The organism is Arthrobacter sp. C152 (assembly GCF_054890965.1).
The window spans coordinates 17,235-28,051 of sequence record NZ_JBTZSU010000046.1 but is presented as its reverse complement, the minus strand read 5'-3'; the positions used below and the strand labels follow the sequence as shown (position 1 = coordinate 28,051).

Here is a 10,817-nt window from a genome sequence, read left to right as displayed (position 1 = left end):
AGCGCCGATGGTACTGCACCCGGGAGGGTGTGGGAGAGTAGGACACCGCCGGACAACCATTACGGTCGAGGCCCCAACCACACGGTTGGGGCCTCCCACATTTAAACCCACCAACCACAAAAACCAGGGCACCACAAACGCCCCATCACCAAAGGCCCCAATTCCAGCAACGCCCGCTCACCTCTGACAGGCACACACCGAACCCCCGCTCACCTCTGACGGGCACACACCGAACCCCCGCTCACTTCCCTCACGAAAGCGAGCCGGCGTTGCGCCAAACCCTGCCAAAACCGAGCGGGCGTCTACGGAAAACATGCAGGACGTGAGAGGGCGTCTGTGGGGAGGCGGCAGTCGAACGGGGTTGTGAAGCTGGCCACGATGCTGCCGGCCCGGCCCGCTGTGTCCTGGCGGTTTTTGTCTCTCCACTAGAATTGATGGAGATGTACGGACCCTTCCAGCGCTTGACGTTGGGTCGCGTAGGAAACGAATCGAGCGGCTGCCATTGCGCCAGTGGTCGGCTCACAACAGGAGGAATCCATATGGCCGAGCACAACGGCGGCAACCGCGGCAACGACCGTGGCGCTTTCCGGGGCAACAACAATTCCGGAGGTGAGCCGCGCGGATTCCGTTCACGGCCAGGCCGGGACGGCAACGACTTCTCGCGTGGTTCCGGCAGCGGTGCAGATCGCCGGCCCTACGGTGATCGTGACCGCAAGCCCTTCGGAGATCGTCCGCGCCGTGACGGCGAAGGTGACCGCCGCGGCTTCGACGGCGGTGAGCGAAAGCAATTCGGGGACCGGGACCGCTCATCCTACGGTGATCGTGACCGCAAGCCCTTCGGCGACCGTCCTCGCCGTGACGGCGAGGGTGATCGGCGTGGTTTTGGTGGCGGTGACCGTGACCGGAAGCCGTTCGGTGATCGTGATCGGAAGCCGTTTGGTGATCGTCCGCGCCGTGATGGTGAGGGTGATCGGCGTGGTTTTGGTGGCGGTGACCGTGACAGGAAGCCGTTCGGTGACCGGGACCGGAAGCCGTTTGGTGATCGTCCGCGCCGCGACGGCGAGGGTGACCGGCGCGGCTTCGACGGCGGTGACCGGAAGCCGTTCGGTGACCGGGACCGGAAGCCGTTCGGTGACCGGGATCGTAAGCCGTTTGGTGATCGTCCGCGTCGTGATGGTGAGGGTGACCGGCGTGGTTTTGGGGGCGATAACCGGAAGCCGTTCGGTGACCGCAAGGACCGTGCGCCGCGCAGCTTCGAGGGTGGCCCGTCCCGCGGTGGTTCGCCCCGGGGCGATTCGGGTCCCCGCAGCTTTGGCCGCCAGGACGACCGTCCGGCCCGCGTACCGAATGCCGCCGATCTCCGCAGCGCCAACCGCCCGGACCGGGAACGCTCGCCGGAAATCGACGAAGACGTCACGGGCAAGGAACTCGACCGCGCCACCCAGCACCAGATCAAGACTCTGGAAGCCAAGAGCGCGGAGTGGGTGGCCCGCCACCTGGTGATGGCCGGCCGCCTGATCGATGACGAGCCCGAGCTTGCGTTCCAGCACGCCCTGGCCGCCAGCCGGCGCGGGGGACGCCTCGCCGCCGTCCGCGAAGCGGTGGGACTCACCGCCTACGCCGCCGGCCACTATGGTGAGGCTCTCCGCGAGTTCCGCACCTTCCGCCGGATCAGCGGCTCCAACGTGCACCTGCCCGTGATGGCCGACTGCGAGCGTGGCCTCGGACGCCCCGACCGGGCACTTGACGTTGCCCGGTCGGAAGAGGCCCAGGACCTCGACGCGCCCGGCAAGGTGGAACTGGCCATGGTGGCCGCCGGAGCCCGCACCGACCTGGGCCAGCTCGACGCCGCCGTGGCTGAACTGGAAATCCCGCAGCTGGACATCAACCGCGCCTTCTCGTACAGCCCCCGGCTCTTCCGTGCCTACGCTGACGCGCTCTCGGCCGTCGGCCGTGAGGACGAAGCGGAAAAGTGGAGTAAGCAGGCTGTCGTGGCTGAAAACGCCCTGGGCCAGGGCGTCGACGAAGAACCCGAAATCATCGACCTCGGCTGGGACGAGGAAGAAGAAGCCCGCGAAGAGGCCGAACGGCGCCGGATGCTCGACCGCGCTTCAAAGGCCTCCGAGGCGCCGGCCTCTGAAGCGACACATGCCGAAGCAACTCCTGCTGAAGCAACCCGGGCCACCAAGGCGCAGGCCGCCCAGGACACCAACCTCGATGACCAGGATGCCGACTACTTCGTCTCCGACGACGCGGAATCGGACGAAGACTCCGTGGAGCACGACGAGCTCGAGCGTCCTGCGGACGAAGAGGCTGGGGCGGATCGGGAAAGCGCCCAGGACAACCGGGAAGACCGGGACTGATGAGTGCAGTGACCCTGGTATCGCGTTTCGACGCGCTCCTGGCAGACCTGGATGGCGTGGTCTACGCCGGACCCCACGCCATCCCGGGAGCCATCGAGTCGCTCACGCAGCTCTCCGGGCTGGGCATCGGCCTGGGCTACGTAACGAACAACGCCTCCCGGTCGCCCGCCGAGGTGGCTGCCCACCTTCGCGAGTTGGGCGCGCCCGCCGACGACAACCAGGTGGTCAGCTCCTCGCAGGCCGCGGCGGACCTGCTGGCCTCGCTGGTGCCTCCAGGCTCGCGGATCCTCATCACCGGCAGCCCTGCCCTCGCCCGCGAGATTGAGCTCGTGGGCCTGGTGCCCGTCGGCAGCCAGGCCGAGGAGCCGGTGGCAGTGGTCCAGGGGTTCAACCCTGCCATCGGCTGGAAAGACCTGGCAGAGGCCACATATGTGGTGAACGCCGGTGCCCTGTGGGTAGCCACGAATACGGACATGTCCATTCCCCAGGCGCGCGGTATCGCCCCCGGCAACGGCACCCTGGTTGCTGCCGTTGCCGCGGCCACCGGCCAGCAGCCGCGCGTCGCGGGCAAGCCCGAGGCCCCGCTGTTCCATTCGGCCGCCAAGCGCCTCGGCGCAGAACGGCCCCTGGTGGTCGGCGACCGCCTGGACACGGACATCCTGGGCGGCAACAACGCCGGCTTCGCCACCGTCGCGGTCCTGACCGGCGTCGACACCCGGGAGACCATCCTCGCCGCCCGCGCGGCGGAACGCCCCGACTACATCATCGGCTCGCTGACAGACCTGCACCGCCCCTACCCGGAGGTGACGCACGACGACGGGACATACATCTGCGGCGACGCAACGGCACGCGTGGCCAACGGAGCGGTGGGCATCATTGGCAGCAAGGACAACCTTGACTCCTGGCGTGCTGCCTGTGCTGCCTGGTGGGCCGCCACCCCCGACGCCGCAACGGCGAAGGCGCCCAAACTGGCGTGGCTGGACCACTAGGCTGGCCGGATGACTGAGCTGAGCCCCGACGACGGACTTGAGGCAGTCCAGCCCTCGCCGGACTGGCCGGCCAGCCCCCAGGACGTGGCGGATCCGCTGGTGCAGCACGCGCTGGACCGGCTGGAAACCCTGCCGGAGATTCCGGTTGGAGAGCACGAAGCGGTATACAACGTTCTCCACGACGACCTGCTGGCCGCCCTCAACGAGGACCCCGCCGGCAGCGCCGCTGCCGGCAGCGACCGCACTGGCGGTGCAGCCTGATGGCAGTCCGCCTCGACCAGGCACTCGTGGCACGCGGCCTGGCACGGTCCCGCACGCACGCCGCCTCGCTCATCGCCGGCGGGAAAGTCAGCTCCGGCGGCCAGGTGCTGGCCAAGGCCTCCCTCCAGGTCGACGACACCAGGGACCTCGCCGTCGCGCACGATGACCAGGACACCTACGCCAGCCGTGCAGCCCACAAGCTGGCCGGCGCCCTCGACGCCTTCCCCGCGGTGACGGTGCAGGGCAAAAGGTGCCTGGACGCGGGGGCCTCCACCGGCGGCTTCACCGACGTCCTCCTGCGCCGCGGCGCGGCACACGTGGTGGCGGTCGACGTCGGACACGGACAGCTGGTGCCCCACCTCCGCAGCGATCCCCGCGTGGCCGTCCACGAAGGCATGAACGTCCGGTACATGGCGCCGGAGGACATCGGCGGCCCTGCCGCCCTGACTGTCGCGGACCTCTCCTTCATCTCCCTCACCCTCGTAGTGCGGCCGCTGGCGGCCTGCACCGAGCCCGGCGGGGACCTGGTGCTGATGGTCAAGCCGCAGTTCGAAATCGGCAAGGACCGGCTGGGCCGCACCGGCGTGGTCACCTCGGAGCGGGAGCGCCGGATGGCCGTGGAGAAAGTCGCGCGGGCGGCGCTCGACGCCGGGTTGGACCTGTGCGGGCTGGCGGCCAGTCCGCTGCCGGGCCAGGACGGAAACGTCGAATACTTCCTGTGGATAAAACGCAGGATCAGCGAAGACTTGCCTAAGATCGAAGAGCGAGAGGCAGCAGCGGCTGCGTTGCTCGGACAGATCTGGCCGAACCACTAGAGAGCGGAACCTGATGAGCAGGCGTGTACTGGTCCTTGCCCACACCGGCCGCGAGGAGTCCTTGAAGGCCGCCTGGGAAGCTTGTGCCCTGCTGCACGGCTCGGGCATGGTCCCCGTGATGCAGGAATCCGAATTGGCGGACATGGAGCGGTTTTTCGGGCACCTCGCCCAGCCGGTGGAGGTCCTGCACGACCATGTCCAGCTGCCGGACGTTGAACTGGTCATGGTCCTTGGCGGAGACGGCACCATCCTGCGCGCGGCCGAACTGGTCCGCGAGGTGGACGTCCCGCTGCTGGGCGTCAACCTCGGCCACGTCGGCTTCCTCGCCGAGAGCGAACGCGCGGACCTTGCCCAGACAGTGGAATGGGTGGCCAGCCGCGAGTACACGGTGGAAGAGCGCATGACCATCGATGTGCAGGTCTGGGTCCGAGGGCAGAAGATTTGGCACACCTGGGCTTTAAACGAAGCCGCCATCGAGAAGGCGAACCGTGAACGGATGCTCGAAGTGGTCACCGAAGTGGACGAACGCCCGCTGACCACCTTCGGTTCGGACGGCATCGTCCTGGCCACCCCCACCGGGTCCACCGCCTACGCGTTCTCCGCCGGCGGACCGGTGGTGTGGCCCGAGGTGGAAGCCCTGGTGATCGTGCCGATCAGCGCCCACGCACTTTTTGCCAAGCCATTGGTCGTCTCGCCCCGCTCCAAGCTCGCCGTGGAGGTCCTCAGCCGGACCGACGCGCAGGGCGTGCTGTGGTGCGACGGCCGGCGCTCCGTGGACCTGCCGCCGGGGGCCCGCGTGGAAGTCACCAAATCCGCCAACCCCGTGCGCCTCGCCAGGACGCACCAGACCCCGTTCTCCGCCCGGCTGGTCCGCAAGTTCCAGCTCCCCATCCACGGCTGGCGCGGTCCCGTGCCCAAGTCCGAGGGTATTCACACCGGCCCCATCCCGATCGTGCGGACACCCCGGCCCATGCCGCCGCTGCAGGTTCCGCCGGCGGGCACCCCCGACAGTGATCCCGATCCGTCGACAGCAAAGTGAAGCAATGCTTGAAGAACTGAGAATCCGCGATCTTGGCGTCATCACCGACGCGACGCTGCCGCTGGGCCCGGGGCTCAGCGTGGTGACCGGCGAAACCGGTGCCGGCAAGACCATGGTGGTCACCGCCGTCGGACTGTTGCTCGGGGCGCGTTCGGACGCCGGCGCCGTGCGGAGCGGTGCCAAGAGCGCCACCGCGGAGGCTGTGTTGAAGCTCGATGCCGGCCACCCGGCCGTTGCCCGCGCCGTGGATGCCGGCGCGGAGGCAGAGGAGTTCGACGGCGGCGCTGAGCTGATCCTCGCCCGGCGCCTGGGTGCCGACGGTCGCAGCCGTGCCTTCCTGGGCGGGCGGGCCGCCCCCGTGGGCGTCCTGGCCGAGATCGGCGAGTCCCTGGTGGTGGTCCACGGCCAGTCGGACCAGATCCGCCTCAAGGGGGCAACCGCCCAGCGCGGGGCCCTGGACAAGTTCGCCGGCGAAACGTTGGCCGGTCCGCTGGCCGCCTACCAGGAGCTGTACAGCCACTGGCGGGCCAGCCAGGCGGAACTGGATTCCCTCCGCAGTGCAGCCAGGGACAGGCTGCGTGAAGCCGAATCCCTGGAAGCCGCCCTCGCCGAGATCGACGCCGTGGACCCGCAGCCGGGGGAGGACGAACTCCTGAAGGCAGAGGCCGTGAAACTCGCCAACGTCGAAGAACTGCGGATCGCTGCCAGCACCGCGCACCAGGCCCTCATCGCGGAGGACTTCGGCGAAGCGGGCGACGCCACCACCCTGGTGGACGCCGCCAAGCGCACCCTGGAGCACGTGGCAGAACACGACGCCGAGCTTGGTGCCGCCGCGGCCCGGCTGGCCGAAGTCGGGTTCCTGCTCAACGACATCGCCACCGAACTGGCCAGCTACCAGGCAGGACTGGACACCGAAGGCCCGGAGCGCCTCGCCGAAATCGAGGACCGCCGGGCGGCGCTGGCCAAGCTGGTGCGCAAGTACGCCCCCACCATCGACGAGGTGCTGGTGTGGGCCGAAACCGCCAGGGTCCGGTACGACGAACTGCAGGACGATTCCTCGCGGATCGAGGCCCTCGACGCCGAGGTGGTCCGCGCCGAGGCGGACCTGACAAAGCAGGCCGCAGCCATCAGCAAGATCCGGGCCAAGGCAGCCAAGGACCTGTCCGCGCGGGTCAGCGCCGAACTGAAGGCCCTGGCAATGGCGGACGCCACGCTGCTCATCAACCTCGAGCCGGCCGGCCAGCTGGGGCCGCACGGTGCGGACGAGATCGCCTTCCTGCTGCAGCCCCACTCCGGGGCCCCGGCCCGGCCGCTGGGCAAGGGCGCGTCCGGCGGTGAACTCTCCCGCGTCATGCTCGCCATCGAGGTGGTCCTGGCAGCCGTGGACCCCGTTCCCACGTTCGTCTTCGACGAGGTGGACGCGGGCGTGGGCGGCCGCGCCGCCGTCGAAATTGGCCGCCGCCTTGCCATGCTGGCCCGCCACGTGCAGGTGCTGGTGGTCACGCACCTGCCGCAGGTGGCCGCTTTTGCCGACCAGCACATCACCGTCACCAAGACCTCCGTCAGGGGAGCCGACGGCGGCACCGCCACCGGGTTCACCTCCAGTGATGTTCGCCTCCTCGATGGCCCGGAACGGGTACGCGAACTGGCCCGCATGCTGGCCGGCCAGGAGGACTCGGAGTCGGCGCAGGCGCACGCCCAGGAACTTCTGGATGACGCCAAACTCCTGCCCCAGCGGGCCTGACGGGCGGACACCGGAAGGCCCGAAACGGTGGAGCGCCCTTGAATAAACAGGTCCTGGACCAGCAGACTGGAAGGCTTGGGAACCCGTCCCTCCCGATCCGTGGAAGGCTCAAATGATGATAGGCTCGAATTCCGTGGTGCAGCGATCAAATTCCCGTGTAAATTCCCGGTTCCCGGGCTCCTCCAAGACGACCAAGCACATCTTCGTCACCGGCGGTGTGGCGTCCTCGCTCGGAAAGGGGCTGACGGCTTCCAGCCTCGGCCACCTGCTGCGGGCACGCGGCCTGTCCGTAACCATGCAGAAGCTCGATCCCTACCTGAACGTGGATCCGGGCACGATGAACCCCTTCCAGCACGGCGAGGTCTTCGTCACCGATGACGGCGCCGAGACCGACCTGGACATCGGGCACTACGAGCGCTTCCTCGACGAGAACCTCGAAGGCTCCGCGAACGTGACCACCGGCCAGGTGTACTCCACGGTCATCGCGAAGGAACGCCGCGGCGAATACCTCGGCGACACCGTGCAGGTCATCCCGCACATCACCGACGAGATCAAACGGCGCATGCGCCTGCCCGCCGAAGGCAAGAACGCTCCGGACGTCATCATCACCGAAATCGGCGGCACCGTCGGCGACATCGAGTCCCAGCCGTTCCTCGAATCCGCGCGCCAGGTCCGCCAGGACATCGGCCGCAACAACGTCTTCTTCCTGCACGTCTCGCTGGTTCCCTACATCGGCCCGTCCCAGGAACTGAAGACCAAGCCAACGCAGCACTCCGTGGCCGCGCTGCGCTCCATCGGCATCCAGCCCGAGGCGATCGTGATCCGTTCGGACCGCGAAGTGCCCGACGCCATGCGGGAGAAGATCGGACGCATGTGCGACGTCGACATCGACGCCGTGGTCAACGCCGCGGACGCACCCAGCATCTACGACATCCCCAAGACCCTGCACGGCCAGGGCCTGGACTCGTACATCGTCCGCGCCCTGGACCTGCCCTTCAAGGACGTCGACTGGACCAGCTGGGACCGGCTCCTGGAAGCGGTCCACAACCCCAAGCACCATGTCGAGATCGCCCTGGTGGGCAAGTACATCGACCTGCCGGATGCCTACCTTTCGGTGACCGAAGCCCTGCGCGCCGGCGGTTTCGCCAACGAAGCCAAGGTCAAGATCCGCTGGGTCCCCTCCGACGAGTGCGAGACCCGCGAAGGAGCGATCAAGGCGCTCGACGGCGTCGACGCCATCTGCGTGCCCGGCGGCTTCGGCATCCGCGGTCTCGAAGGCAAGCTCGGGGCCCTGAAGTTCGCCCGCGAAACCAAGCTGCCAGTCCTGGGCCTGTGCCTTGGCCTGCAGTGCATGGTGATCGAGTACGCCCGCAACGTGGTGGGCCTGGAGGGCGCTTCCTCCAGCGAGTTCGAGCCCGACTCCAAGTACCCGGTGATCGCCACCATGGAGGAGCAGCTGGAGTTCGTCGAGGGCCGCGGCGACCTGGGCGGCACCATGCGCCTGGGCCTCTACGAAGCCAAGCTCGACGAAGGCTCGGTCATCGCCGGCACCTACGGCAAGACCACCGTCAGCGAACGCCACCGGCACCGCTACGAGGTGAACAACAAATACCGCCAGCAGATCGCCGACAAGGGCCTGGTCTTCTCCGGCACCTCCCCGGACGGCCAGCTGGTGGAGTTCGTTGAACTGCCGGCGGACGTGCACCCGTACTATGTCGCCACCCAGGCCCACCCCGAGCTCAGCTCCCGGCCCACCCGCCCGCACCCCCTGTTCGCAGGGCTGGTCAAGGCGGCGCTGGACCACCAGAGCGCCGGCACCCGGGGCGTCAGCGCCGCCGCCGACACGGCAGCGCCCGCCGCTGGCGAGCCTGCGGCATCGGGTAGCTTTACCGCTAAGTAGTCAAAAGAGCAAAAGGACGGCGCGATGCCTGGTACACACGAAGCCACCCCTGCCAAACAGGTTTCGGATGCACCAAGCCCGCGCCGTCTTTTGTCCACCGAGAAGGTGTACCAGGGCCGCATCTGGGACGTGGTGAGCGATACGTTCCAGCTTTCCGATTCCGGGGACGCCCTGACCCGCGATTACATCGACCACCCCGGCGCCGTGGCCGTGCTGCCCATGAACGACCAGGGGCAGATCCTCCTCCTGAAGCAGTACCGGCATCCGGTTGGCATGGACCTTTGGGAGGTCCCGGCAGGCCTGCTCGACGTCGAAGGCGAGGATTTCGTGGTGGGCGCGGCCCGCGAGCTGGCCGAGGAAGCCGACCTTGCCGCCGGCACGTGGAACGTGCTGGCCGACGTCTTCAACTCGCCCGGCTCCTCCAGCGAAGCCATCCGGATCTACCTCGCCCGGGACCTCACCGAGGTGCCGCACCACGAGCGGCACGAACGCACGGACGAGGAAGCCGAAATCGAGTTCCACTGGATCGGCCTGGACGACGCCGTGGCGTCGGTGCTGGCAGGCCGGCTGCACAACCCGTCCGCCGTCGTCGGGATCCTCGCAGCCGTCGCTGCCCGCGCCGAAGGCTACGAAACCCTCCGCCCCGCCGACGCCCCCTGGCCCGCGCACCCCAGCCAGCGCTGATGGCCCCGGGTCCTGCGGCTGAAGCGGTGCAGGCGGTCGAACCTGTGCCGGACGCGAAGAATGCCGGCGCCGCCCCCGTGGACATTCCCGCCGCCATCGGGCGCGGCATCACCGACTACCTGCAGCACATGGGCGTCGAGCGGGGACTGGCCGCCAACACCCTCGCGGCCTATCGGCGCGACCTCGCACGGTACGCGCGGTACCTGGCTGCCGCGGACTGCCGGCGACCGGAGGACGTCACCCGCCACCATGTCACCGGGTACGTGCGGGCCCTCGCGGACGGGTCCGACGGCGGCTCGGCCCTGGGGGTGCGCTCCGCCGCCAGGACCGTGGTGGCCGTCCGCGGGCTGCACAAGTTCTGGGCACTGGAGGGCTACACACCCGCCGACCCCGCCAGCGACGTCCACCCGCCCATGGCCGGCAAGCGGCTGCCGAAAGCCATCAGCGTCGACGAGGTCACGAGGATCCTTGAGGCAGCGGGAACAGACACCGCCACGGGGCTGCGGGACAGGGCCCTGCTCGAATTCCTCTATTCCACAGGTGCCCGGATCAGCGAGGCCGTGGGACTGGACGTTGACGACATCTCCCTCGCGGAGCCCGGGTCCGGGCCTGCGATTGTGCGGCTCTTTGGCAAGGGATCCAAGGAACGCCTGGTGCCGCTGGGCTCGTACGGCGCCCGCGCTCTGGACGCCTACCTGGTGCGCGGCCGGCCCCTCCTCGCCGCCAAGGGCAAGGGAACCCCGGCCCTGTTCCTCAATGCCCGCGGCGGCAGGATCAGCCGGCAGAGTGCCTGGACCATCCTGAAGGCGGCGGCGGAGAAGGCAAACATCACCCGCGATGTTTCCCCCCACACCCTCCGGCATTCGTTCGCCACGCACCTGCTCGAAGGCGGCGCGGACGTCCGCGTGGTGCAGGAGCTGCTGGGCCACGCCTCGGTGACCACCACCCAGGTCTACACGCTGGTCACCGCCGACACCCTCCGGGAGATCTACGCCGCAGCCCACCCCCGGGCACTGGGCTAG

The 10,817-nt window shown here is 68.7% G+C and carries 11 protein-coding genes; 9 read left to right on the top strand and 2 right to left on the bottom strand.

What is annotated here, in order from left to right; translation table 11 throughout:
* Positions 1-629: 629 nt before the first annotated feature.
* The gene (locus ACYSM9_RS19980) at positions 630-788 is read right to left on the bottom strand and encodes a hypothetical protein (protein ID WP_461858688.1); all 159 of its coding nucleotides are present in this window, start codon (positions 786-788) and stop codon (positions 630-632) included.
* Between the two features lie 18 nt (positions 789-806).
* Positions 807-1,448 (bottom strand): hypothetical protein, encoded by a 642-nt coding sequence (locus ACYSM9_RS19975; protein ID WP_461858687.1) that lies wholly within the window; start codon positions 1,446-1,448, stop codon positions 807-809.
* A gap of 36 nt (positions 1,449-1,484) precedes the next feature.
* Here ACYSM9_RS19975 and ACYSM9_RS19970 point away from each other — a divergent pair, with 36 nt between their 5' ends.
* The 9 genes from ACYSM9_RS19970 (at position 1,485) to xerD (ending at position 10,817) form a co-directional block, all read left to right on the top strand.
* Complete coding sequence (locus ACYSM9_RS19970) at positions 1,485-2,363, top strand: hypothetical protein (protein ID WP_461858686.1); 879 nt, start codon at positions 1,485-1,487, stop codon at positions 2,361-2,363.
* On the top strand, positions 2,363-3,352 hold the full coding sequence (locus ACYSM9_RS19965; RefSeq protein WP_461858685.1) for an HAD-IIA family hydrolase: 990 nt from the start codon (positions 2,363-2,365) through the stop codon (positions 3,350-3,352). Before ACYSM9_RS19970 ends, ACYSM9_RS19965 begins: the two co-directional genes overlap by 1 nt.
* 9 nt (positions 3,353-3,361) lie before the next feature.
* Positions 3,362-3,613: a hypothetical protein gene (locus ACYSM9_RS19960; RefSeq protein ID WP_461858684.1), complete on the top strand. Its 252-nt coding sequence runs from the start codon at positions 3,362-3,364 to the stop codon at positions 3,611-3,613.
* Positions 3,613-4,428, top strand: coding sequence for a TlyA family RNA methyltransferase (locus ACYSM9_RS19955; RefSeq protein ID WP_461858683.1), 816 nt, complete (start codon positions 3,613-3,615; stop codon positions 4,426-4,428). Before ACYSM9_RS19960 ends, ACYSM9_RS19955 begins: the two co-directional genes overlap by 1 nt.
* Positions 4,429-4,441: 13 nt before the next feature.
* Positions 4,442-5,467, top strand: a complete 1,026-nt coding sequence (locus tag ACYSM9_RS19950) for an NAD kinase (protein WP_461858682.1) — start codon at positions 4,442-4,444, stop codon at positions 5,465-5,467.
* A 4-nt stretch (positions 5,468-5,471) separates the two neighbouring features.
* The gene (gene recN, locus ACYSM9_RS19945) at positions 5,472-7,211 is read left to right on the top strand and encodes a DNA repair protein RecN (RefSeq protein WP_461858681.1); all 1,740 of its coding nucleotides are present in this window, start codon (positions 5,472-5,474) and stop codon (positions 7,209-7,211) included.
* A 115-nt stretch (positions 7,212-7,326) separates the two neighbouring features.
* Positions 7,327-9,111: a CTP synthase gene (locus tag ACYSM9_RS19940; RefSeq protein WP_461858680.1), complete on the top strand. Its 1,785-nt coding sequence runs from the start codon at positions 7,327-7,329 to the stop codon at positions 9,109-9,111.
* 24 nt (positions 9,112-9,135) lie between these two features.
* Positions 9,136-9,795, top strand: coding sequence for an NUDIX domain-containing protein (locus tag ACYSM9_RS19935; protein ID WP_461858679.1), 660 nt, complete (start codon positions 9,136-9,138; stop codon positions 9,793-9,795).
* Complete coding sequence (xerD, locus tag ACYSM9_RS19930) at positions 9,795-10,817, top strand: site-specific tyrosine recombinase XerD (RefSeq protein ID WP_461858678.1); 1,023 nt, start codon at positions 9,795-9,797, stop codon at positions 10,815-10,817. The genes ACYSM9_RS19935 and xerD overlap by 1 nt, the downstream gene beginning before the upstream one ends.

What these genes read in the sequence shown, in the direction of transcription:
- ACYSM9_RS19935 (WP_461858679.1), top strand. Translation starts at nt 9,136, where the DNA reads ATGCCTGGTACACACGAAGCCACCCCTGCCAAACAGGTTTCGGATGCA.
- ACYSM9_RS19955 (WP_461858683.1), top strand. Translation starts at nt 3,613, where the DNA reads ATGGCAGTCCGCCTCGACCAGGCACTCGTGGCACGCGGCCTGGCACGG.
- ACYSM9_RS19940 (WP_461858680.1), top strand. Translation starts at nt 7,327, where the DNA reads ATGATAGGCTCGAATTCCGTGGTGCAGCGATCAAATTCCCGTGTAAAT.
- ACYSM9_RS19950 (WP_461858682.1), top strand. Translation starts at nt 4,442, where the DNA reads ATGAGCAGGCGTGTACTGGTCCTTGCCCACACCGGCCGCGAGGAGTCC.
- recN (WP_461858681.1), top strand. Translation starts at nt 5,472, where the DNA reads ATGCTTGAAGAACTGAGAATCCGCGATCTTGGCGTCATCACCGACGCG.
- xerD (WP_461858678.1), top strand. Translation starts at nt 9,795, where the DNA reads ATGGCCCCGGGTCCTGCGGCTGAAGCGGTGCAGGCGGTCGAACCTGTG.
- ACYSM9_RS19960 (WP_461858684.1), top strand. Translation starts at nt 3,362, where the DNA reads ATGACTGAGCTGAGCCCCGACGACGGACTTGAGGCAGTCCAGCCCTCG.
- ACYSM9_RS19965 (WP_461858685.1), top strand. Translation starts at nt 2,363, where the DNA reads ATGAGTGCAGTGACCCTGGTATCGCGTTTCGACGCGCTCCTGGCAGAC.